Annotated in this window: 22 protein-coding genes and 1 riboswitch; of the genes, 14 read left to right on the top strand and 8 right to left on the bottom strand. The window is 69.9% G+C overall.

Going from position 1 to position 21824, the window contains the following annotated elements; all coding sequences use genetic code 11:
- From DMH01_RS34065 to DMH01_RS34080, 4 genes are read right to left on the bottom strand one after another with little or no spacing between them, the layout of a single operon-like run.
- Positions 1-879 carry a branched-chain amino acid ABC transporter permease gene (locus DMH01_RS34065; RefSeq protein ID WP_125682124.1) on the bottom strand — a complete coding sequence of 293 codons (879 nt, stop codon included), beginning with the start codon at positions 877-879 and terminating at the stop codon, positions 1-3.
- Positions 880-890: 11 nt separating this feature from the next.
- Positions 891-1595 (bottom strand): ABC transporter ATP-binding protein, encoded by a 705-nt coding sequence (locus tag DMH01_RS34070; protein WP_125682126.1) that lies wholly within the window; start codon positions 1593-1595, stop codon positions 891-893.
- Complete coding sequence (locus tag DMH01_RS34075) at positions 1582-2352, bottom strand: ABC transporter ATP-binding protein (RefSeq protein ID WP_370323579.1); 771 nt, start codon at positions 2350-2352, stop codon at positions 1582-1584. The genes DMH01_RS34070 and DMH01_RS34075 overlap by 14 nt, the downstream gene beginning before the upstream one ends.
- Before the next feature lie 59 nt (positions 2353-2411).
- Complete coding sequence (locus tag DMH01_RS34080) at positions 2412-3269, bottom strand: alpha/beta hydrolase (RefSeq protein ID WP_125682128.1); 858 nt, start codon at positions 3267-3269, stop codon at positions 2412-2414.
- Between the two features lie 140 nt (positions 3270-3409).
- On the opposite strand from DMH01_RS34080, the gene DMH01_RS34085 reads away from it, so the two are divergent.
- Together DMH01_RS34085 and DMH01_RS34090 are read left to right on the top strand one after the other, a co-directional pair.
- A complete protein-coding gene (locus tag DMH01_RS34085) occupies positions 3410-4006 on the top strand; it encodes a QsdR family transcriptional regulator (RefSeq protein ID WP_125682130.1) in 597 nt (198 codons plus the stop codon).
- Between the two features lie 48 nt (positions 4007-4054).
- Positions 4055-6421, top strand: a complete 2367-nt coding sequence (locus tag DMH01_RS34090) for a LuxR family transcriptional regulator (RefSeq protein WP_125682132.1) — start codon at positions 4055-4057, stop codon at positions 6419-6421.
- A 75-nt stretch (positions 6422-6496) separates the two neighbouring features.
- On the opposite strand, the gene DMH01_RS34095 is transcribed toward DMH01_RS34090, so the two are convergent.
- Positions 6497-7501, bottom strand: a complete 1005-nt coding sequence (locus tag DMH01_RS34095) for a prenyltransferase/squalene oxidase repeat-containing protein (protein ID WP_125682134.1) — start codon at positions 7499-7501, stop codon at positions 6497-6499.
- Between the two features lie 186 nt (positions 7502-7687).
- Positions 7688-7755: riboswitch (cobalamin riboswitch) on the top strand.
- Positions 7756-7844: 89 nt separating this feature from the next.
- Here DMH01_RS34095 and DMH01_RS34100 point away from each other — a divergent pair.
- From DMH01_RS34100 to DMH01_RS34125, 6 genes are read left to right on the top strand one after another with little or no spacing between them, the layout of a single operon-like run.
- Entirely contained in the window at positions 7845-10289 is a 2445-nt protein-coding gene (locus DMH01_RS34100; protein WP_125682136.1) for a hypothetical protein, read from the top strand.
- On the top strand, positions 10286-10864 hold the full coding sequence (locus DMH01_RS34105) for a flagellar hook-length control protein FliK (protein WP_125682138.1): 579 nt from the start codon (positions 10286-10288) through the stop codon (positions 10862-10864). Before DMH01_RS34100 ends, DMH01_RS34105 begins: the two co-directional genes overlap by 4 nt.
- Before the next feature lie 17 nt (positions 10865-10881).
- Positions 10882-11784 (top strand): ABC transporter substrate-binding protein, encoded by a 903-nt coding sequence (locus DMH01_RS34110; protein WP_233621762.1) that lies wholly within the window; start codon positions 10882-10884, stop codon positions 11782-11784.
- Positions 11781-12890, top strand: a complete 1110-nt coding sequence (locus DMH01_RS34115) for an energy-coupling factor transporter transmembrane component T (protein ID WP_125682142.1) — start codon at positions 11781-11783, stop codon at positions 12888-12890. The genes DMH01_RS34110 and DMH01_RS34115 overlap by 4 nt, the downstream gene beginning before the upstream one ends.
- Positions 12887-14482 carry an ABC transporter ATP-binding protein gene (locus tag DMH01_RS34120; RefSeq protein WP_125682144.1) on the top strand — a complete coding sequence of 532 codons (1596 nt, stop codon included), beginning with the start codon at positions 12887-12889 and terminating at the stop codon, positions 14480-14482. Before DMH01_RS34115 ends, DMH01_RS34120 begins: the two co-directional genes overlap by 4 nt.
- On the top strand, positions 14479-15348 hold the full coding sequence (locus DMH01_RS34125) for an ECF transporter S component (RefSeq protein WP_125682146.1): 870 nt from the start codon (positions 14479-14481) through the stop codon (positions 15346-15348). The genes DMH01_RS34120 and DMH01_RS34125 overlap by 4 nt, the downstream gene beginning before the upstream one ends.
- Here DMH01_RS34125 and DMH01_RS34130 read toward each other — a convergent pair.
- Positions 15290-15511: a hypothetical protein gene (locus DMH01_RS34130; RefSeq protein WP_125682148.1), complete on the bottom strand. Its 222-nt coding sequence runs from the start codon at positions 15509-15511 to the stop codon at positions 15290-15292. The genes DMH01_RS34125 and DMH01_RS34130 overlap by 59 nt on opposite strands.
- A gap of 117 nt (positions 15512-15628) precedes the next feature.
- Here DMH01_RS34130 and DMH01_RS34135 point away from each other — a divergent pair, with 117 nt between their 5' ends.
- The 4 genes from DMH01_RS34135 to DMH01_RS34150 all read left to right on the top strand — a co-directional run bounded on the left by DMH01_RS34135 (position 15629) and on the right by DMH01_RS34150 (position 17733).
- Complete coding sequence (locus DMH01_RS34135) at positions 15629-16276, top strand: TetR/AcrR family transcriptional regulator (protein WP_125682149.1); 648 nt, start codon at positions 15629-15631, stop codon at positions 16274-16276.
- A 78-nt stretch (positions 16277-16354) separates the two neighbouring features.
- Entirely contained in the window at positions 16355-16933 is a 579-nt protein-coding gene (locus DMH01_RS34140; RefSeq protein WP_125682491.1) for a hypothetical protein, read from the top strand.
- Between the two features lie 113 nt (positions 16934-17046).
- On the top strand, positions 17047-17343 hold the full coding sequence (locus DMH01_RS34145) for a hypothetical protein (protein WP_125682151.1): 297 nt from the start codon (positions 17047-17049) through the stop codon (positions 17341-17343).
- Between the two features lie 156 nt (positions 17344-17499).
- A complete protein-coding gene (locus tag DMH01_RS34150; RefSeq protein WP_125682153.1) occupies positions 17500-17733 on the top strand; it encodes a hypothetical protein in 234 nt (77 codons plus the stop codon).
- 4 nt (positions 17734-17737) lie between these two features.
- On the opposite strand, the gene DMH01_RS34155 is transcribed toward DMH01_RS34150, so the two are convergent.
- Positions 17738-17962: a hypothetical protein gene (locus DMH01_RS34155; protein ID WP_125682155.1), complete on the bottom strand. Its 225-nt coding sequence runs from the start codon at positions 17960-17962 to the stop codon at positions 17738-17740.
- A gap of 438 nt (positions 17963-18400) precedes the next feature.
- Between DMH01_RS34155 and DMH01_RS34160 the strand changes: the two genes are divergently transcribed.
- Together DMH01_RS34160 and DMH01_RS34165 are read left to right on the top strand one after the other, a co-directional pair.
- Entirely contained in the window at positions 18401-18919 is a 519-nt protein-coding gene (locus tag DMH01_RS34160) for a hypothetical protein (protein ID WP_233621764.1), read from the top strand.
- A 15-nt stretch (positions 18920-18934) separates the two neighbouring features.
- Positions 18935-19648 carry a hypothetical protein gene (locus tag DMH01_RS34165; protein WP_125682157.1) on the top strand — a complete coding sequence of 238 codons (714 nt, stop codon included), beginning with the start codon at positions 18935-18937 and terminating at the stop codon, positions 19646-19648.
- 271 nt (positions 19649-19919) lie between these two features.
- Here the strand turns inward: DMH01_RS34165 and DMH01_RS34170 are convergent, their stop codons facing one another.
- The gene (locus tag DMH01_RS34170; RefSeq protein WP_125682159.1) at positions 19920-21575 is read right to left on the bottom strand and encodes a glutamate--tRNA ligase; all 1656 of its coding nucleotides are present in this window, start codon (positions 21573-21575) and stop codon (positions 19920-19922) included.
- Positions 21576-21824 lie beyond the last annotated feature (249 nt).

Genomic DNA, 21824 nt, shown 5'->3' on the forward strand with positions numbered 1-21824 from the left:
TCAGACCCTCCGTTCACGGACACTCGCGAACAGGCCACCGGGCTTCAGGAGCAGCACCACCATGAGCAGCGCCAGCGCGGCGAGCGGGACGAGTTCGGAGCCGACGTAGCCGCTCACCAGACTCAACGACAGGCCGAGGACGACGCCGCCGACGACCGCGCCGACCGGGCTGTCCAGCCCGCCGAGCACCGCGGCGACGAAACCGTACACCACCACACCGTCCATATAGGACGGATGGACGAGACCGCCGCCGGCGATCAGTAGACCGGACAGCGAACCGGCGAGCGCGGCCAGCGCCCAGCCCAGCGTGAGCATCCGCCCGACCCGCACGCCGAGCAGGCGGGCCACTTCCCGGTCGAAGGCGGCGGCCCGCATCCGCAGGCCCAGATCGGTACCGCGGAACAACAGCACGAGGCCGATCAGCACGACTCCGACGGCGGCGATGGTGAACACGCCGAACCCGGTCAGCGCGATCGTCGTGTCGCCGACCTGGAACCCGGTGAGCCCGAACGGCGCCGGGAACGACCGGTACCGCGAGCCGAACACCAGCGCCGCCAGTGCGTGCAGCACGATGAACAGCCCGAGCGTGAGGATGACGGCGTTGATCTCGGCCTTGCCGTCGACGAACCGGACGACGAACCGTTCCACCAGCGCGCCGAGCACGAGTCCCGAGGCGAGTGCCACGGCGAAACCGGCCCAGTACGACCAGCCCGCGTCGATCAGGACGAGCGCCAGGTAGGTGGTGATCATCGCCATCGGCGCCTGCGCGAAGTTCACGATCCGCGTCGCCCGCCAGATGAGCACGAGCGCCAGCGCGAACGCGGCGTAGACCACGCCCAGCGTCAGGCCGGTGAGCGCGGTGGTCAGCAGTTGCTGCACAGGGCTCCCTTTCAGAATCCGAGGTAGGCGTGCCGGAGGTCGTCGTCCGCGACGAGCGCGGCCGCGTCCCGCCGGACGACCACCTGCCCGAGGTTCAGCACGACGCCGTGGTCGGCGATGGACAGCGCGCTGCGCGCGTTCTGCTCGACCAGCACGACGGCCAGTCCTTCGTCGTGCACGAGACCGCGCAGGAGGCCGAAGATCCGCGCCACGATCCGGGGCGCGAGCCCCAAGGACGGTTCGTCCAGCAGCAGCACCTTCGGCCGGGAGAGCAGCGCGCGGCCGATGACCAGCATCTGCCGTTCCCCGCCGGAAAGGACGTGCGCGAGACCGTTCTTGCGGTCGGCCAGCGCCGGGAAGAGGTCGTAGATCCGGCGGAGGTCGGCCGCCGTCGCGCGCCCGCGTGCCCCGAGCGCGCCGAGCCGCAGGTTCTCCTCGACGGTCAGTTCGGCCAGCACGCCGCGGCCCTCGGGGACGTGCGCGAGGCCGAGCGCCGGAAGGTCCTCTGTGGACACTCGGCTCAGATCCCGGCCCGCGAGGGAGATACCGCCGCCCGAAGGCGGCACGAGTCCGGAAATGGTGCGCAGCAAGGTGGTCTTGCCCGCGCCGTTCGCGCCGAGCACCGCGGTGATCTCGCCTTCCGCGGCCGAAAGGCTCACGGAGTCGAGCGCGCGCACCGGGCCGTAGCTCGCCGAAAGGTTCTCAACGGTCAGCACCGGCGACCTCCTCGCCGAGGTAGGCCGCCTGGACCGCCGGATCCGCGCGGATCTCGTCCGGGGTGCCGCGGGCGATGACCCTGCCGAAGTCCAGCACCACGATCTCGTCGCAGACGCCCATCACCAGATCCATATGGTGCTCGACGAGCATCACCGACATGTGTTCGGTCAGGCCGCGGACCAGCGTGCCGACGTCGTCGATCTCGGCCGACGACAGGCCGCCCGCCGGTTCGTCGAGCAACAGCAGGTCGGGTTCGCTCACCAGCGCTCGCGCCAGCGCGACCCGTTTCCGCACCGGGTAAGGAAGGCTCGCGGGATGGCGATGGGCGACGTCGGCGATGTCGAAGGCTTCCAGTTGAGCCATCGCTCGCTCGGTCAGCGCCTTCTCGTCCTTCGTCAGGCCCAGCAACGAAGACCAGAAGCCGGATTTCGCGTGCCTGCCCGCCCCCGCGAGGACGTTCTCGAGCACGGTCATCCGGTCGAACAGGCCGAGTTCCTGCAGGCTGCGGGCGATCCCGAGGCCGGCGAGGTGATGCGGGCGCAGCCGCCGCAGTTCCTGTCCGCGCCAGGTCAGCGTGCCGGTGTCCGGGCGGACGAACCCGCACGCGACGTTGAAGAGCGTGGTCTTGCCCGCCCCGTTCGGGCCGATCACCCCGAGCACCCGGCCCGGCGCGACGGTCAGGGAGACGTCCGACAGGGCGACGAGACCACCGAAGGTCACCGACACGCCGGACATCTCGAAGGTCGACAGGGTCACGCAAGAACTCCCAACGGAGAGAGGAGGTCCCGGCGCGGGTGCGCCGGGACCGAGGACACTCAGGCGTGCGGACACGTGTCCCGGTAGTCGCTGATCGCGCGGTCGTCCGGGGCGGGGCAGAGGAACTGCTCGTAGCGGGTGTCGTTGTCCACGAACCGCTTCAGCCAGGAGAGCGTGTACTTGGCCATGGTCGTGTTAGCCGTGTTCGGGAAGAAGTGGCTCGCGTTGTCCAGCTCCATGTACGCCTTCTCCGCCGAAGCGGGAATGCTGGTGTAGAACGGGATCGAGTGCGACGCCACCGGCGCGACGGAGTCGGACTCGCCGCCGATGATGAACGTCGGCACCCTCAGCGAGGACCAGGATTTCTGCGTGTTCCACGGCGCGAGCGGCACCGCGGCCTGCAGCGACGGCCGGTCGAGCGCGGCTTCGAGCGAACCGCCGCCGCCCATCGAGTGGCCCGCCACCGCGAGCCGCGTGGTGTCGATGCGGGACCGGACCGTGCTGCGCTGGGTCAGGTAGTCGAGCGCGGCCAGCAGCTGATCACCGCGGCTGTCGGGCTGGTCGTAGATCGTGTTGGTGTCGATCGTGAACACCACGAAGCCCTGCGACGCCAGCCGCGGGCCCATCCAAGCGATACTCGACTGGGTCGCGGTGAACCCCGGCGAGATGGCGACCGCGCCGAACGTGCCCTGCGCGGTGCTGGTGGGGTAGTAGATGGTTCCGCCGCCGAAGCCGGTGACGGCCAGGCTCGACACGGAGGTCTGGGATACCGCGAACGAGCCGCGGGACGCTTCGATGCTGCTTTCCGTCGGGTCGGGTCCTCGCTCGTAGGGGTTCTCGGCGGCGTAGGCCGCGGGGGCGACAAAGAGTGCCGCGACGGTGGCCAGTCCACAAAGGATCCGGGTCGTACTACGCATGGTGCCGTCTCCGTTCGCCGTTGAACACGGTCCGTGGTGATGGACTGTGGCAAACGGCCGGAGTGCGCTGCATCGGTGAAATCGCCAGTCTTGATCCGCGAGCGTTCCCGCCGGGCCGGTCGCCCGTACGATCGGCGATCGTGAACCCCTCAGCCGAGGACATAGTCCGCACCGCGGCGCGGTGGATCGATCGCGGCGTCCGCGTCGACACCTCCGCCTTCGCCCAGGATCTGGGCATCTCGCGCAGCACCCTGTTCCGCCGGGTCGGCAACCGGGAAGACCTGCTCGGTGATGCCCTCTACTATCTGTCCGAGCGCACCCTGACGGCCGCCGCGCGCACCTGGGAGCGCGAAGAGGGCGACGTGGTGCGCAACGCGGCCGGTGAACTGCGCTGTCTTTCGATCATGCGCGAGTACCGGTCCGTGCTGGCGGCGAGTGCCGGGTTCCGGCGCTTCCTCGACGACGAGCCGGTGCTGGCGATCCGGCTGCTGACCGACCCGGACGGACGCGTCCAGCCGAGGGTGATCGCGGCACACGTCGAGCTGCTTCGCCGCGACGTCGAGGACGGCGGTTTCGTGCCCGCGGTCAGCCTGGACAGCCTCTGTTACGCCATCGTGCGGCTGGGGGAGGCGTTCCTGTACTCGGACGTCCTCGCCTCCCGGACCCCCGATCTCGAAGCGGCGTCGACGCTGCTCGGAGCGCTCGTGGAGGGACGGGTGCCGAGCAGGACCTTGTGAAACACTTGCGCCTGGTGTTTCATCGAGAGGGATCTCGAGGAGGCGCCGATGCCTGTGTACCCGCTGCGGGGGAGGGACGACCTCTTCGGCGGGCTGAGGTCGGTCGCCGGGCGCGCCGTGCTGGTCCGCGGCGCGGAAGGCCTGGGCAAATCGGCCCTGCTCACCGAGCTGCGCGCCACCCTCGGCGTCCGCCTCGTCGGGGTGCGGGGCCTGCGAGCGGAAAGCGAGTTGCCCTACGGCGCACTGCACCGGATGTTCGGCGCGCCGGTCTCCAGTGGTGCGGAGGCACGAGACCGGCTCGGCGCTGTTTCCTCGCCGACGATCTGCTGGGTCGACGACGCGCACTGGGTCGATCCGGAGTCCTTGGCGGCGCTGGGTTTCGCCGCTCGGAGGCTGGCGGGTGCGCCGGTCGGGATGGTGCTCGCCTCGCGGTCCGGATCCGACGAGTTCGACTCCGTCGAGCTGCCGCCGTTGACCGATTCCGCCGCCGATCAGGTGCTGCGTGACCGCGGGGTGCCCGCCGGGGTACGCCCGCAGCTGGTCGAACTCGGCGACGGGAACCCTGCCGATCTCGTCGCGCTGGCCGCTTCGCTGACGCCCGCGCAGGCGGCCGGGCGGGAGCCGGTTTCGCCGATCCTGCGGGAGCGGCTGCCTCGGTACACGGCCGAGCTCGAAGCAATGCGGGTCGACGAGCGCCTCCGGTTCCTCGCCACTTGCATGGACTCTTCCGCGAGGAAGGCGACCTGGTACGCGGCCGCGTCCCCGGCCGACCGTCGGGCGGCGCACGCGCGGCTGGCCTCCGCCGAGGAGGGGCCCGACGCGCTCTGGCATCGCGCGATGGCGACGGCCACGCCGTCCGAGCCTCTCGCGGACGCGCTCGCCGCGGCACCGGCGGTGGATCACGCGGCCGCGGCCCGGCAGCTCGAACGTTCTGCCGCCCTGACCGCCGATCCGGCCACACGGGCAGCCCGGCTGCTGGCCGCGGCGGACGCGGCCTGGCAGGCGGGAAGACCGGGATGGGCCCGGTTGCTGCTGTCCAAAGTGGACACTGAACCGGGCGCCGTGGCGTTGCTGCACGGGGAGATCGAGTTGCGTGACGGCGATCCCGCCGTCGCCACCCACGAGCTGGGCGCGGCGGCGGAACTACTCGCCGATCCGGCGGGCGCGCTCCTGCTGGCGGGCGAGGCACGCAGGCTCGGCGGTGACCTGAGCGGCTACCGGGCCCTCGCCCGGACGGTCCCGCCGGATGATGGGCTGGTCTCCGCGCATTTCCACGGTCTGACCTCGGTTTACGCCGGACGTCACGAGGACGCCGTCACTCCGTTGACGGACGCCGTCGCCCAGGGGATGGCCGGCTCGGACGTCGCGGGGGCCGTCTGGGCAGCCGAAGCGGCCTTCGCTCGCGGGCATGCCGAACGGGCGCACGAGTACGCGGCCGCGGCCGTGAGCCGCGCGCGGCTCGGCAAACGGCACGCGGAACTGCCGTGGGCGCTGATCTACCTGTCGCTCTCGGCCATCGCGCTCGACCGCATCCCCTGTGCGCGGGCGGCGTCCCGCGACGGCCTGCGCGCGCCGCACAACCTGCGGATGGAGCATCTGACGTTGCTGGGGCTGGCCGCCGCCCTGCTCGGTGACCGCGTTCCGGAGCTGGACGAGGCGGCCGAAGGCATCGCCGAACGCGGTCTCGGCAGGCCCGCCGCGGTCGCCGCGTGGGCGAACGCCTGTCTGGACCTGGCCGAAGACCGGCCCGACGACGCGCTGAGCAGGCTCGAAGACCTCGCTTCCGGCGTCTCCGGCGACCAGCCGGTGATCCGGGTGCTGGCCACCCCGCAACTCGTCGAGGCGGCCGTCTGTTCCGGGCGGCCCGAACGGGCACTGGCCGCGCTGGAGGTGTTCGACCGCTGGACCCTCGCGGGCGCGGAACCCTGCTGGCTCGCGCTGAGCCACCGCTGTCACGCGCTGACCGCGTCGGATCCCGGTGTGGCGGAACGGCGTTTCGTCCTGGCCATCGAGGCGCACCGGCGGGCGGGCGGCGCGATGGAACTCGCCAGGACCCGGTTCGCCTACGCCACCCTGCTGCGACGGCATCGGCGGACCCGCGACGCCCGCGACCAGTTCCGCGATGCCTTGCGCGGCTTCGAAAACGTCGGTGCGAAGCGGTTCGCCGAACGGGCCCGCGCCGGCCTGCGCGCCACCGGCGAGACCGTCGACGTGCCGCACCGATCGCTCGCCGGCCTCACGCCGCAGCAGGACGCCATCACCCGCCTGGTGGCGGCGGGGGAGACGAACAAGGAGATCGCGCGGCGGCTGGTGATCAGCCACCGCACGGTGGATCACCACCTGCGGAACATCTTCACGGCACTGGGTGTGCGGTCCCGCGTGGAACTCGCGCGCCGCGTCGCCGCCGGCGAATGACGAACTCGCGTGATTGAAGGCGTAACTCGCGTGATCAGAGGCAGAACACTCGAGTTACGCCTCTGATCACGTGAGTTACGGGCAGGCGAGGACCGGGGCCTGCGGACGGCCACCGCCGTGCAGGTCGCTCAGCGGAACCCTGGCCAGGCCGAGGATCGCCTGCGCGGTCGCGCGAGGGGTGGTCGACGGGTTCAGGCCCGTGGCGTCGTAGGCGATCGCGCCGCGGTCCGCCTCGGCGCCGGCGCAGCCGGTCTGCAGTGACCGCAGGAATTCCCGCGCCTTGACGGCGGCGGCGGGACGGTGTCCGGCCAGCGCCTGCGCGGCGAGTCCGGTGCTGTTCGCGTTCGGTGCGTTGGTGCCGAAACCGAAGCCGCCGTTCGGGTGCTGCTTGGTGACCAGCCACGAGGTGCCCTCGCCGGCGTTCACCGGGTCACCGGTGGCACGCAAGGCCTGCACGACCGTCGCGGTCGCGTCGACGTCGCTCGTGCACGTCGCTTCGCCGAAGTTCAGTGGGAAACCGCCGTCCGGGCACTGGGTGCCCGCGAGGAACGTCACGGCCTGCGCCGGGACGTCGCCGGTGCGGTCCAGCGCCAGCAGGGCGAGCGACTGCGAAAGAGCGTTGGAGTAATCGCCGTATTCGGAGCGGTCGGAGAACCGGCCGGACGGCGTCAGCAACGAGAGCAGGCCCGCCTTCAGGTCGACGCCGCCGAACGACGCCGTGTCCTTGCCGCGAACCTGCGCGGCGAGCAGCAGTTTCGCGTGCGCGCCCGCGTACGCCTCGGTGCCGCTGCCGACGTAGCCCGTGGTGATCTCCGGTTTCGCCAGCCAGGCGATCGCCTTGCCCGCGTTCGTGTCCGACACCCCGGCCGCGGCGAACGCGAAGATCGCGTCGATCGTCAAACCCTGGTCGGGGAACTTCTGGCCGCCGAAGTCGGCCTCGAACCTTTCCCCGTCGGCCATCTGCCTCGCGAGCCAGCCCGCGGCGGCGTCCGCCTTGTTGTGGGTGCCTGCGGCCGCCGCCGGTGCGGCGACCAACGCGATGCCGCACACCATGGCGACAGCGAAAACCCAACGTCTCATGAGAATCCTTCCCCCAATGACCGCGATGAACGAACCGAAGAGTCTCACCTCGGCCGAGCGCCGGGATACCGCCGGGCGCGAAGAGCCGATGTGATCCTGGCAACCGACCTGGTCAGCGGTGCCTGCCGGAAGTGATCGGGTGTTAACCTCGGCTGGCTCGACAACCGAACACCGCCGCCCGTGACGGGGAAGCCGGTCGAAATCCGGCGCTGTCGCGCAACCGTGGGCCCTTCACCAGGGCGAGCCGGGATACCGAACGGGCGGACGAACGAACCACTGTCGCGATAAACAGGGGTGACCGCGGCGTCCGCGCCTGTCCTCCGTCATTCCGCTAGGAGGAGTCATGCGCCGCCGGTCCCTCGCCGTAGTGGCGTTCGCCGTAAGTGTCGGCGTGGTCGCCGCACTGCTCACCGGGACGGCCGCCGCCGCGAACGATCCTGGCGCCGCGAAGGCGAATTCCCGCTGGCTCGCGACGAAGCTGAAGCCGGACGGCACGCTCGAGAACCCCAACGGGGGCGCACTGCCCGACCACGGCCTGATGGTCGACGTGCTTTTCGCGCTGTACGCGTCGGGCGACGGCGCCAAGGCCGAGCCGATCATGAAGTTCCTGGACGACCAAGGCCACGCGAGCGACTACTTCACCTGGGACGGACTGGTTCCCGGTGCCGGATACGACAAGGTCATCGTCGGGGGCTCGCTCGCCAAGACGCTGGTCGCCGCCCAGGTTTCCGGCCGCGACCCGCGAAACGTCGACGGCTACGACCTCGTCGCCGAGACCCATGCCGCGATCATGCGCGACGGCCCCGACAAGGGCCGGATCAGCGACTACTCCAAAGATCCGGAGCGCACCGGCTCGGTGAACAACGACGCGAACTCGTTCGGCCAGGCGCTCGGCGTCATCGGCCTCGCCGCGGCTGGCGAGAATGAGCGGGTCGCCATCGACAGGTTGCTGACCCAGCAATGTTCCGAGGGCTACTTCCGCCTCGTGTTCGAATACATCCCGACGAACGAGACTGGCGACCATGTCACCTCGAGCGGCCACAAGCTTTCGACCTGCGACGAAGGCAAGCCGCTCGGCCGTTCCCCGAAGGACGGCGACGCCACCGGTCTCGCGCTCTCGGCGCTGCTGGCCGCACGGAAGGCGGGCGCGACCGGACTCGACGCCCCGATCGCCAAGACCGTCTCCTGGCTCAAGGCGAACCAGCCACCCGGTGGCGGCTGGGGCGGCGGCGTCAGCACCGAGGCACCGAACACCAACAGCACCGGCATGATCGTCCAGGCGCTCGCCGACGCGGGCGGCGCGGAGGCGGCGGTGGACAAGGGCGTGCGGTACCTCAAATCCGCGCAGGTGACCGCCGCCGACTCCGGTACCAAACTCGCGGGCGAACTCGGCGCGATCGCCTACAACCCTGCTTCCTACGAGGCCGCGCGCGCGGCCGGCATCAGCGGGGTCGACACCTGGATCCGAGCGGGCGCCCAGGCCTCGCTCGGGTTGGCGCAGGTCGGCTTCTACGCGCTCGCGAAGGGCAAAACTCTGCCGCCGACCAGCAGCGTCCCGGCTCCCACGACGACCACCATCACGACATCCGTGACGCCGCTGCCCAGACCCAGGAAGGCAGGTACGCCCAGGGCGTCCACCGTCGTCCAGCCACCGGCCACGATCGCCACCCCGGACACGGCGACACCGGCCGTCCGTCTCGGCGCCTACCTGGCGAACCGGCTCGTGGGCGGTGACCACGTCGAGGTGACCGAGGACGGCAAGACCTACGTCGACTACGACGCCACCGCCGACGTGGTGCTGGCACTGCGAGCCCTGGACCAGCAGCCGGACTCGGTCGCCCGCGCGTCGCAGTTCCTGCTGAAGCCGGAGGCCGTACAGGCCTATGCCCACGGCGCGCCGTACGAGCAGGGCGAAGCGTCGTATGCCGGACCGCTCGCGAAACTCGTGCTCGTCGCCGAATTCGCGAAGTCGGATGTCACTGGGCAGTTGCGCGCCGATCTCGTGAAACTGCGCGGCACCGACGGCGAGTTCACCGACACCGGATCGTTCGCCGACGCAGACGAGACCGTGGAGCGGCACGCATGGGCGGTGCTCGCCACCGCCGCCGACCCCGGTCCGGCGGTCGAACTGCTCCTTTCGCGCCAGTGCGCCGACGGAACCTTCCCGAAGCACCTCGACACCGTGGAATGCGGTTCAGGCGACCTCGCCGCGACGGCCGCCGCGGTCACCGCGCTGGCCGCCCGTCCGCACACCGACGCCGCCCCGCCGTCCAGGCGCCCGGACGGCTGGAGCGAGCGGCGCGTGTCGGCGTTCGTCTCCGCGGTGGGCGCGCTCGGCGTCCGGCCGACCGGTGAGGGCGTGGTCACCGGTGAGGGCGGCGAGCCGGACGTCGCGCTGAGCGCCGCCGTCGCCGCCGCGCGGCAGACCGCCGGCCTCGACGCGAGCGGAACCGCGCGGTCACTGGGCGAACTGGTCCGAGCCGATGGCGGTTTGGCCAAGGGATCCGCCGGGGAGACCGATTTCCCGACCAGTCTGGCCGCCGCGCAAGGAGTCGCGGGCCGATCTTGGCTCACCGCGGCGGATTCACCGCTCTCGCCCGCGATCCGGCTGCCGCTGACCGAAGCGAATCCGTCCGCCGCACCGGTGCTGGCCGCGGAGCAGTCCGACTCCCTGCCGCCATGGCTGATCTGGGGGCTCGCCGGGCTGGCTGTCCTGCTGCTGCTCACCGTGATCGCACTGGTTTTCGTCCTTCGCCGTTTCACCAAGAAAAAGGGGGCAACACCATGAAGAGAACACTGGCCGTGACATCCGTCCTCATCGGACTGATCGGGCTTTCCGCCGCACCCGCGAACGCGGTCGACACCACCAAGGGCTACGCCGGGATCTGCACCGGCGCCGACGCGCTCACCGGCGTCACCGTCGTGGTCGACTTCCAGGAACTGGACGGCAACGGCGGGACCGCCGCCCCGACGATCACCCGCTGTTCGCCCAACGCCGCGCCGGGCACCGCCCGCACGGGTATCAAGGCCTTGCAGGACGCGGGGATCGCGGTCGCCGGCACCGCACGCTGGGGGCTCGCCTTCGTCTGCCGCGTGGAAGGCCGCCCGTCCGCGACGGAGACCCTCCCGCTGTCGACCAACCCGAACTACAAGGAAGCATGCGTCACCACTCCGCCCACCGGCGCGTACTGGGGTTACTGGCACGCGGACGGTTCCGGCTCGACCTGGACCTACAGCACCTCCGGCGCCGTCAACCGGAACGTGACCCCCGGCGGCTTCGAGGGCTGGTCGTTCTCGCTGAACAAGTCGGCGTCGACCAACCCGCCGCCCGGGGTCACGCCGAGGAACCCGGCCATCCCGTGAGGAGGGTTCTTCCCGCGGTGGCGGCGGTCCTCCTGATCGCCGCCACGGCACCCTCCGCGCACGCCGTCGACCAGAGCAAGGGATATCCCGGGTTCTGCAAGGACGCCACCGGGGTCACCGTGGTGGTGGACTTCCAGCAACTCGGCGGCACGGCCATCGTCCGCTGCAATCCCCAGACCACGCGCGGCACCGGCCTGGACGCGCTCAAGGGCGCCGGTTTCCAGATCGCCGGGGTGCAGCGCTGGGGCGAGTCGTTCGTCTGCCGGGTCGAGAATCGTCCTTCCGCGGCCGAGGACATCCCGGTCAGCGGCCGCGAGACGTATCGGGAGTCGTGTGTCGACACGCCTCCCGCGCAGGCCTACTGGTCCTACTGGCACGCCTCGAACAACTGCGCGTGGGACTACAGCCAGTGGGGGCTCAAGAACCGGGACTTCACCCCCGGCGGGTTCGAGGGCTGGTCGTTCTCCTTGAACGCCAACGCTCAGAGCAACCCGGTCCCGCGGGTGTCCGCCGTGCGGCCGGGGACCGAGGGGCAGCCGTGCGTGCCGCGCGAAGAGGCCAAGCCGGTCTCCGGCGATCCCGGCGAGCAGCAACAGCGGCCGCAGCCAGGGAACGGGCAGGCCGACGGTCCGCGGCCGACGGCCGGTGCGGGGGAAGCCCCCGCCACGGGGCCGGGTTCCGGCGCGTTGCCGCCGCCCAAACCGCGTCCGAGTGCTTCGGCGCGGCCGAAGGCGCAGGACCCGTCGTCGAACGTCGCGTTCACCGGCGGGGAGAACGCCGAGGACGTCAACGCGGTGATCGAACGCGAGTCCGGGGCCAGCGATTGGGCGCCCTGGGCGGCGGGCGCCGCGATACTGGCGCTGTGCGTGGCGGGATTCCTGGTGGCCCGCAGACGCAAACGCGCACAAGGAGTCCGGTGACGTCCTACTTCCTGCCGCGCGACCTGCATCCGGCCGCGTGGTGGGTGTGGGCGCTGGGGCTCGCCGTCGCCGCGACCCGCACGACGAACCCGTGGCTGCTGCTGACCATCGTGGCGGTCGCGGGGTACGTCGTCGTGGCCCGTCGTGGTGAGGCACCGTGGGCGCTGGCGTTCCGGCTCTACCTGTACCTCGGCGCGTTCATCGTCGCGATCCGCGTGTTCTTCCGCGTCGTGTTCGGCGGCGCCGAGGGATCCACGATCATCCTGCGGCTGCCCGAAATCCCGCTCCCGGAATGGGCGGCGGGTATCCGCCTCTTCGGTGACGTGTCCGCGGAATCGTTGCTGGGCGGGCTCTACGACGGGATGCGGCTGGCGGCGATGGTGATCTGCCTCGGCGCGGCCAACGCGCTCGCGAACCCGAAACGGCTGCTCAAGGCGATGCCGCCGGCGTTGTACGAGGTGGGCACGGCGGTGATCGTCGCGCTGTCGGTGTTCCCGCAACTGGCCGAGAGCGTGCTGCGGGTCCGCCGGGCCCGCAAACTGCGGGGCGGTTCGGGCAAGAAGAAGATGAAGGCCCTCCACACCGTCCTCATCCCCGTGCTGGAGGACGCGCTTTCACGCTCACTGCAGCTGGCCGCGTCGATGGACTCGCGCGGTTACGGTCGTGCGGGCCTGGTCGAGGCGCGGACCAGGCTGATCACGGGAACGATGATGATCGTCGGCCTGCTCGGTGTCTGCGTCGGCGTTTACGCCACTTTGGACGGTTCGACGCCCCGATACCTGGCCGCGCCGGTGCTTTCCGTGGGAGTCGTGATCGGGCTGATCGGCTTCTGGTCGGCGGGCAAACGGGTCCGGCGCACGCGGTACCGGCCCGATCGCTGGCACCTGCCGGAAATCGTCGTCGCCGTCAGCGGGATCGGGGTGGCGGTGACGTTGTTCGTGACCTCCAGCGTGAACCCGATGAACATGAACCCGTCCCTGCTCGACCTGTCCTGGCCGGCGCTGTCCTGGGGGCCGTTGCTCGGCGTGCTGCTCGGCGTGGTCCCCGCGTTCCTGACCCCGGCCCCCGAACCTGCTTACGCCGCACCAGAAGAAGCGCACACATGATCGAACTCGACCACGTTTCCTTCACCTACCACGGCCGCGCCGAACCGGTGCTGTCCGACGTGACGCTGTCCATCGGTGAAGGCGAACTCGTGCTGTTCGCGGGCCAGACGGGGGCGGGAAAGTCGACACTGCTCGGCACGATCAACGGTCTCGTCCCGCATTTCACCGGCGGCCACCTCGAGGGCACGGTGTCCGTCTACGGCGTGACGACGCGGTCCCGGCCGCCGCGCGAGTTCGCGCATCTGGTCGGCGTCGTCGGGCAGGACCCGCTCGCGGGCTTCGTCACCGACACGGTCGAGGACGAGCTCGCGTACGGCATGGAGCAGCTCGGCCTGAGCCCGCAGGTGATGCGACGCCGCGTGGAAGAGACGCTCGACCTCCTCGGCATCGCGGAACTGCGCAGGCGCGCGCTGCGGACGCTGTCCGGCGGGCAGCAGCAGCGGGTGGCCATCGGCTCGGTGCTGACGACGCACCCCAAGGTGCTGGTGCTGGACGAACCGACGTCGGCGCTCGACCCGACCGCGGCCGAGGAGGTGCTCGCGACCCTGGCCAGGCTGGTGGAGGACCTCGGCACGACGGTGCTGATGGCCGAGCACCGGATGGAACGCGTGATCCCGTTCGCGGACCGGATGATCCACGTCCCGGGCACCGGGGGAGTGGTCGACGGGACACCGCCGGAAGTGCTGAAGGACATGCCCATCGCGCCGCCGATCGTCCACTTGGGACGGTTGGCCGGCTGGGATCCGCTGCCGATGTCGGTGCGTGACGCCCGGCGGCGTGCTGCGTCGCTGACGCTCGGGGCTCCCACCGCGCGGATCGCCACGGTCGGCGAGGAGTTGCTGACCGCGTCCGGTGTGGTCGTGCGGTATGGGCCGAAGGTCGCGGTGCGGGAGGTCGGCCTGTCGCTGTGCGCCGGCGAGGTGCTGGCGATGATGGGGCGCAACGGTTCCGGCAAGTCGTCGCTGCTGTGGGCGGTGCAGGGTTCCGGGCCCCGCCAGGGCGGCAAGGTCACCGTCGAAGGCAAGGACCCGAAGACGCTGAGCAGTGCCGAGGCCCGCGCGCTCGTCGGCATGGTGCCGCAGACGGCGAGCGACCTGCTGTACCTGCAGACGGTCGCCGCCGAATGCGAAGCCGCCGACGCGGAATCCGGTGCGGAGCCGGGACATTGCCGGAGCCTGCTCGACAGGCTCGCTCCGGGCATCGACCCCGAGTCGCATCCACGTGACCTGTCGGAGGGTCAGCGTCTCGCGCTGGTGCTCGCCGTGCAGCTGTCGGCCGCCCCGCGGATCATGCTGCTGGACGAACCGACGCGCGGCCTCGACTACACCGCGAAAGCGGCGCTGGCGCAGATGATCGCCGCGCTGACGGCCGAGGGCAAGGCGATCGTCGTGGCCACCCACGACGTCGAATTCGTCGCGACGATCGCGCACCGGGTGATCGTGATGGCGGAGGGGGAGGTCGTCTCGGACGGCCCGACCGGCGAGGTGCTCGGCGGTTCCCCGGCGTTCGCCACGCAGATCGCGAAGATCCTCGGCGAGCCTTGGCTCACCGTCGACGAGGTCCGGGCGGCGCTTCCGCAGGAGGTCCCGTGACCACGACGGCGCCGGCGGTCCGGCTCGGCCCGCGCTCGGCGACGGTGCTCGGCCTCGCGTCGCTTGCGGGGCTGATGATGTTCGTCTGGCCGCTGCTGGTCCGCGTCGAGCCGCAGTCGATGCAGCACGGCCCGGACGCGCCGTTCGTGTTCATCGGGATCCTGCCGATCCTGATCGTCATCGTGCTGGCCGAGATGTCCGAAGGGGGCATGGATTCCAAGGCCCTCGCGATGCTCGGCGTGCTTTCCGCGGTGAACGCCGCCCTGCGGCCCCTCGGCGCGGGGACCGCGGGGATCGAGACCGTGTTCTTCCTGCTGGTGCTGGCCGGACGGGTGTTCGGTCCCGGCTTCGGGTTCGTGCTGGGCTGCACGTCGATGTTCGCTTCGGCGTTGCTGACCGCCGGGGTGGGGCCGTGGCTGCCGTTCCAGATGATGTGCTCGGCGTGGATCGGGATGGGCGCGGGACTGCTGCCGCGCCGGATCACCGGCAAAGCCGAGATCGCGATGCTGGTGGGATACGGGATCCTCGTCGCGTACGTCTTCGGACTCCTGATGAACCTGTGGTTCTGGCCGTTCATCACCGACGCCGAAGTGCCGTACCACGACGGGCACATCTCCTACGTGCCCGGCGCCCCGCTGCTGGAGAACCTGCACCGGTTCGCCGTGTTCACCGTGCTGACCTCGACGGCGGGCTGGGACACGGGCCGCGCGATCACGAACGCGGTGGCGATCCTGGTGCTGGGGCCCGCCGTGCTCGCGACGTTGCGCCGGGCTTCGCGGAAGGCTTCCTTCGGCGTGATCCCGTCCTTCACCGAGCCCCCTTCCGGGGCAGGACGTGGCAGGCCAGGGCGAACGCCACCCCGATGACCACGATGATCGCGGCGAAGGCGGGATGCATGTCCTTGGACAGGCTCTGTGCGCGTTCGGGGCCGATCGCCCAGAGGGCCAGTGGTGCGGCCCAGGCCGAGACGAGGACGGAACGCGGGAAGCGGCGGACGGTGGTTTCGCGGTCGAGCGTCTGGGCGGACATCGGTTCCTCCGGGCTTGTTAGCGGCGATTGCGATAGTTAGAAGGTGTAACTTCACTCTCGTGAGTGTCAATAGGGAAAGTGATAGCCTCTAACCGCACGACCCGGAAGGAGCCGTCGATGGACGTGAAGACCTCGCGTGAGCGCTATCGGGCCCAGGTGCGCGCCGAGATCAAGCGGTACGCGTGGGAGCAACTGGGCACGACGGGCGTCTCCGCGCTGTCCCTCAACGCGATCGCCAAACACGTGGGCATGAGCGGCCCCGCGCTGTACCGGTACTTCCCCAGTCGCGACGACCTGATCACGGAGCTCGTCCGCGACGCCTACCGAAGCCTCGCCGACGTCGTCCGGGCGGCGGCCGGGTCCGGCGGCGTGGCCGAAGTCGCCTACGCGATCAGGGAATGGGCGCTGGCGGATCCGCAGCGATACCTGTTCGTCTACGGAACGCCGATCCCCGGTTATCGCGCGCCCGGTGACACCACGGAGATCTCGAACGAGATCATGGCCGACCTGCTCAGGGTGCACGCGGCGGCTCCCGGCGACGGGCGGGTGACCGCGTTGGACGGCCATGTCGAGGGCCATCGCGAATGGGCGGGCGGAGTGCCGGCGTCCTCCGCGGTCCTCCGTCGTGCCGTGACGTTCTGGACCCGGGTCCACGGCGTCCTGTCCCTGGAACTGGCCGGGCACTTCGCCGGTATGGGGTTCGACCCCGCCGTGCTGTTCGCCGCCGAGCTCGACGATCTGTCCACAGAGGACGGTTCCCGCTGAGCGGGGCATCGCCGCCCGCTGTGCTAACTTCCGGGGATGCGCAAAGGATCCAGGGTTCCTTTCGGTCGTACGCTCGCGGTGATCGCGTCGGTGCTTCTGGCTTCGCTGATCGGCCCCGGTGCCGTCGCGAACGCGTCCGGCGGGCACGGCTGCGAATGCGCCACCCCGTCGATCGACCGGTTGCAGCAATGGCTCGCCTCCGGTGAGGGCACCACCGTGCCGCCGACCGGCAGCCTGCTCGTCCGCGAGCGCGGCGGCTACGCGGCCAAGGTGACCTTCCTCAACGCCGAATGGCACGTGGTCGTCGTCTGGCTGGGGAATAGGTTCGAAGCGCAGGCCGATCTCTCGAAATCCGCCGGTTTCTGGATGACCTACAGCGCGACGGACGACCTCTACGTCCAGTTGCGTCCTGCTTCGAAGTGGAGCGGCGGCGACAAGTGGCTCACGAAGGTGCCGTCGACCGGCGGGAAGATCGTGAAGAGGTTCTTCAGTTTCAAGCCGGACGCCTGGACGACCCTGCCCGAACTGGGGACGCCCGGCTACTCCTTCGCCTCGGCGCTGACCGAGGCGCGGGGCCTGGTCTTCGTCGGCAAAACCCCGAACCGGCTCGACTTCCGCGGCCTCTCGATCGACCGCTACCGGCCGCCCTGTCTCTGAACACGCCTCGGTATTCACCTGTCCGGACCGTCGATGTCGCGCGCCGTGCCCGTTTTGTCCTGTACGGTGAACCTTCAGCCGCCTGCGCACGACCGATCCGAGGAGTACCCCTGATGAGCCTGTTCGACTCGCTGAAGGAAAAGGCCGCCGAGTTGCTGGGCGGCGCGGGCGACAAGGTCAGCGAACTGACCGGCGTCGACCTTTCCGGCGCCGCCGACCAGGTCACCCAGTCCGCCGGCGGACTGGCCGAGACCGGCCAGGGTCTCGCCGAGAACGCCACCGCCGCGGGCCAGGACGCCGTCGACTCGGCCACCGCGGCCGGTCAGGGCGTCGTCGACTCCACCGGCACCCTCGGCGACGCCGCCACCGGGCTGGCAGGCGACGTGATCGACCCGAACGCCCGGGGCTGAACCGCCCCCGGTCTCCCCGGTATCCCGTGGATGCCGGGGAGATCGTCATGTCCGCCCCTCCGTTCCGGCGTTCGGCCGCCGGGAAAAATGCGGCCCGCCCGACCGTCGTTCGCCGCTAGTCTGGTCGAAACTGACTGATCTGCGGGGGAGCGGACCATGGTCGGAATCTGGATAGCCCTCGGAATACTCCTGCTGGTGATCGGCATCGCCGTCGTCACCGACCTGCGCGATCGAGGGCGGGGCGGGACACGCAAGTTCATGTTGCCGGGCTGGGCTTCACGGCGGGCCGACTACACGGAGAACGACCTCGTCCACGGGCGCTGGACGGAAAAGCCGCCGCGTGAGCAGGATGAGGAGCTTCGGCGCAAATACCGGGCCGGCGAAGAATAGGGAGTCACGCGGCGGGCCTGGTCCAGCGCCAGGCGTCGCGCAAAACGGCGATCAACGCTTCGTCGTCGGCGAAGGTGGGTTCTTCCCCGACCGGTATCCAAGCCCGGTCGACGATTTCGCCGTGCCTGGTCCGGACGACGGAGATTCCGGGGTAGGACAACGCCGCGCCGCCGTCGTCGGCCACGTGGCGGGACTCCCAGCGCAGCTGGACAACGCGATCAGCGCTCATGGACCACAACTTTCCGTACTTGCGTATCGGGTAAGTCGTCTCTCGATGGTCCTGCGTTTCACCCCCGCCTTGTGACGTGCGCCGTCCGCGCTGCGGATTCCCGCGCCGGATTCGATTCTTTTCGTGAATTCCGCGGGAGATGTGATGCCATACGAAAGGCGGTGGCCCCGATCACAAGTATCTCTCTCATCGTGGGAACATGAGGGCCAAGGCTGCCGGATCCCGGAGGGTGAATGCTCCGCAGAATGCGTCGCTGGCTCGAATTGCTCAGTCTCGGCGGGTTGGCGGTGGTCGGTTTCGCGGTCGGGATCGCGGAACAGCTCGGCCTGCTGGACAAAGTGGCGCCGAAAGGAATCTCCACCCTGACGCTGATCATGGTCAGCGGCGTGGTCGTGGTGCTGCTCATCGAGCTGACCCCGTTGCGCGCGCTGGAAGTTCGTGGCGCATATCGCCAAGGCCAAGCAGGTGACGATCCTGAACACCTGGATCCCCAACCTGCAACGCCTGGAAAAGGAACTGGAAGCCGCGATCGTCGACCGGCGCGCCCAGGTGCGCATCATGCTGCTGCACCCGAACTCGATGCTGGTGGGGCTGCGCGAAGCGGCACTGGACCGGAGCGACGGCGCGGGCAAGACCTTCGTGAGCACAGGGATCGTGGAATGCCTGGAGACCCTCGCCCGCCTGCATCGGCGGTTGGCGAAGCGTCAGGCCAACCTGAAGGTGCGAGTGTTCAACTCGCAGGCCTCGGTTTCGGTGTACCGGGCCGACGGGCGCTACCTGGTCAGCATGTTCCTGCACGGCCAGCTGGCGATCGATTCACCGCAGTTCGAGATCGAGGGCACGCACGACACCGTGCTCGGCGAACAGATCCAGCGCGAGCTCGACACGTTGTGGGACATCGGCCGCGACGTGGACCTCGGCGACTGGAACCGAAGCATCGACATGATCCGTTTCTGAGCATGAGGTGTAGTGATGCGCGAACTTGACGAGTTCGAGGACGGTTTGATCGAGCGGTTCCGGAATCACCCGGCGCTGCGTGGCGCCACCGAGCTCTCGCAGGAGGAACTGCAGACCATCCTGCTGCAGCGGCGTTTCCTGTCGCTGGCCTTCACCATGGCCTACGACCTGGCGATCGACCTGCTCACCGACGAGCAGTCCAAGCGGATCGCCCGCGTCATCATCCGCGAGGAGTACCCGGACAACGCTTCACCCGGCAGCACGCCTTCACACCGCGAGGACATGATGGCGGACATCCTCGCGCTGGGCGTCCCGCGTGAAGCGCTGGTGCGGTCGCGGAAGTCACTGGCCACGACGGCGTGCATCGACACCACGATGGAGCTGATCGCGTCGGCGGGCGACTCGAAGCACGCAGACGTCGAACTGCTGACCATCCTGCGCTTCTGGGGCGAGGTGCTGGTCTCCGTCGAGTACGGCGAACTATGGCGGCGGATCGGCCCGGTGCTCGGCGACAAGTCCGTCTTCTACTACCCGCACCATGTGCACGACGCGAAGTCCCGCCCGCTCGCCGCCGCGTCCCCGCTCTCGCTCACGCATTCCGATCAGCTCGGGCTGCGGCTCGTGCAGCTGATCGACTCGAGCGAGGCGCGGGAGCGGTTCCGGGAGACGGAGCAGGCGGTCGTCGCGACCAAGACGGCGTTCTACGACCAGTTCCTGCCCGCCTCTTGAGCGGCCCCGGCCCGGGAGCGCTCGGGTGGTGTCGCGAAAGCCACTTTCGGGACATCTGACGTCGCGAAAGTGGCTTTCGCGACAGGGGCGCCGGGCGGTCGTGAGCTTGGCCGCGGCTGAGGGGTTGCGAAAGCCACTTTCGCAACCCTCCGGCCAGGCCCGGCACCCCAACAGGGCCCCCTAAGTACATGAAGGCCCCCTTCCTTGCGCCAGGCGCAAGGAAGGGGGCCTTCATGTACTAACAGGCGGGCAAGGCACGCCCGGCAACGAGTCACTCGGCGACGAGACCGGAGAACCGGCCCAGCGTCTCCTCGCGCCCCAGCGCCTGGGTGATCGCGTGCAGGTCCGGGCTCCGGGTCGAGCCCGTGATCGCGATCCGGATGATCTGCGAAGCCTCGCGAATGGAACCCGGGAAGCCTTCCGGGTTCTTCTTGAACTCCTTGGCGTTCTTCGCGAAGCCGTGCTTCGCCGCGACCTCGCGGATCTGCTGGAACCACTCCTGGCCGTCGTCGAGCTGCTGGTAGTTCTCGACGAAGTCCCGCGCCACGGCCCGGACGACCTCGGAGTCGACGCCGAGGGCGGCGATCCGCTCGTCGCCGGCGCTCGCGACGGCGGCGTGCAGCTGCGGGAAGAAGAAGCCGTAGACGGCGCGGAACTCGCTCCACTTCTTCAGGTCCTTGCGCGGGTTCTCGGCGCCGTCACGCTCGACGGCGAGCGCGCGGAGCGCGAGGTCCGGCTCGGCGTCGAGGACGGTCTTCAGCTCGGGGTCGAACCGCTCCGCCCAGCCGCGGACCTCTTCGAGGATCTCGGCGCCGGACAGCGTGGCGATGTGGTCGGCCGAGATGTCGTCGAGTTTGACCAGGTCGACCAGCGGGCCGGCGACACCGCATTCCTCGAGCTTGATCGGCTCGGCCAGCGCCTGGTCGAGCGGCAGCTCGGCGAGACGGCCGTTGGCGAGGCCGCGCAGGTAGTAGAGGACGGCCTTGGTGGGGTAGCCGGACTCGATGTAGAAGTCGACGCTCGCTTCCGGGTCCTTGCGCTTCGATAGCTTGCGCTTGCTGCCGCCCTCCTGCTTCATCAGCGGCGCGATGTGCGCGTACGTGATCGGCTCGAAGCCGAGCGCGTCGAACAGCTGCTGGTGCACCGGGACCGACGAGATCCACTCGTCGCCGCGGATGACCAGGTTGACGCGCATGAGGTGGTCGTCGACGGCGTGCGCGAAGTGGTAGGTCGGCAGCCGGGGGCTCTGGTCGGAGCTCTTGAGGATGACGACGTCGTTGCGGTTCGCCTCGGCCTCCAGCGGGCCGCGGATGGCGTCGGTGAACCGCGCGCGGGCGCCGGTGTCGTCGGGCGCGCGGAACCGCACGACGTACGGGTCTCCGGCGTCGAGCTTGGCCTGGACGTCGGCGGGGTCGGCGTCGCGCCAGATGGCCCACGAGCCGTAGTAGCCGGTCGGCAGCTTCGTCGCCTGCTGCCGGGCGGTGATCGCCGCCAGTTCGTCCTTGGTGGCGAAGTCGAGGTACGCGCGCCCGCTGCGGAGCAGGTGACGGACGTAGGTCAGGTAGATCTGCTCGCGCTCGGACTGCTGGTACGGGCCGTAGTCGCCGCCGCGGTGGATGTCCTCGTCGGCGGCGAGATCGAAGTAGGCGAAGCCACGTTCGAACTGCTCGATGGCGCCTTCGACCTCGCGGGACCGGTCGGTGTCCTCGACCCGGACGAGGTAGCGGCCGCCGCTGCGGCGGGCGACGTCCTGGTCGATGGTGGCGACGTAGACGCCGCCGATGTGCACGAATCCGGTCGGCGAGGGGCCGAACCGGGTGACCAGGGCGCCCTCGGGGAGCTCGCGGGCGGGGTAACGCTGTTCCCAGTGCTCGGGCTCGGGCAGGTCGGCGGGGAAGAGGGCGTCGATGACTGCTCGGTCCAGCATGGCGGTTCAGATCTCCCGGCGTCGTGGTGCATGGCGGTTTTCGCCACCGAAGAGCCTAACCGTCCGGCCTCCCGGCCTGGTGAGGGTGGGTCCCGAAGCCGGATCGAGACGTGCTTTTTCGTCGGTGCACCCCGGTAAAATAGGCCTTGCCGGACATTCGGGGAGGAAATCGGTGACCACCGATAGCTCGCTTCGTGAAGAACCCCAGCTCACCATCCGACCAAAGCCCTCGGCGTTCTTTCTGCGCCG

The sequence above is a fragment of the Amycolatopsis sp. WAC 04182 genome (assembly GCF_003947465.1).
GTDB lineage: Bacteria > Actinomycetota > Actinomycetes > Mycobacteriales > Pseudonocardiaceae > Amycolatopsis.

Bases quoted from the DNA above. Each gene is read 5' to 3' on its own strand.
- DMH01_RS34080 (WP_125682128.1), bottom strand. From the start codon at position 3,269: ATGCGTAGTACGACCCGGATCCTTTGTGGACTGGCCACCGTCGCGGCA.
- DMH01_RS34090 (WP_125682132.1), top strand. From the start codon at position 4,055: ATGCCTGTGTACCCGCTGCGGGGGAGGGACGACCTCTTCGGCGGGCTG.
- DMH01_RS34095 (WP_125682134.1), bottom strand. From the start codon at position 7,501: ATGAGACGTTGGGTTTTCGCTGTCGCCATGGTGTGCGGCATCGCGTTG.
- DMH01_RS34100 (WP_125682136.1), top strand. From the start codon at position 7,845: ATGCGCCGCCGGTCCCTCGCCGTAGTGGCGTTCGCCGTAAGTGTCGGC.
- DMH01_RS34105 (WP_125682138.1), top strand. From the start codon at position 10,286: ATGAAGAGAACACTGGCCGTGACATCCGTCCTCATCGGACTGATCGGG.
- DMH01_RS34120 (WP_125682144.1), top strand. From the start codon at position 12,887: ATGATCGAACTCGACCACGTTTCCTTCACCTACCACGGCCGCGCCGAA.
- DMH01_RS34130 (WP_125682148.1), bottom strand. From the start codon at position 15,511: ATGTCCGCCCAGACGCTCGACCGCGAAACCACCGTCCGCCGCTTCCCG.
- DMH01_RS34135 (WP_125682149.1), top strand. From the start codon at position 15,629: ATGGACGTGAAGACCTCGCGTGAGCGCTATCGGGCCCAGGTGCGCGCC.
- DMH01_RS34145 (WP_125682151.1), top strand. From the start codon at position 17,047: ATGAGCCTGTTCGACTCGCTGAAGGAAAAGGCCGCCGAGTTGCTGGGC.
- DMH01_RS34150 (WP_125682153.1), top strand. From the start codon at position 17,500: ATGGTCGGAATCTGGATAGCCCTCGGAATACTCCTGCTGGTGATCGGC.
- DMH01_RS34155 (WP_125682155.1), bottom strand. From the start codon at position 17,962: ATGAGCGCTGATCGCGTTGTCCAGCTGCGCTGGGAGTCCCGCCACGTG.
- DMH01_RS34165 (WP_125682157.1), top strand. From the start codon at position 18,935: ATGCGCGAACTTGACGAGTTCGAGGACGGTTTGATCGAGCGGTTCCGG.
- DMH01_RS34170 (WP_125682159.1), bottom strand. From the start codon at position 21,575: ATGCTGGACCGAGCAGTCATCGACGCCCTCTTCCCCGCCGACCTGCCC.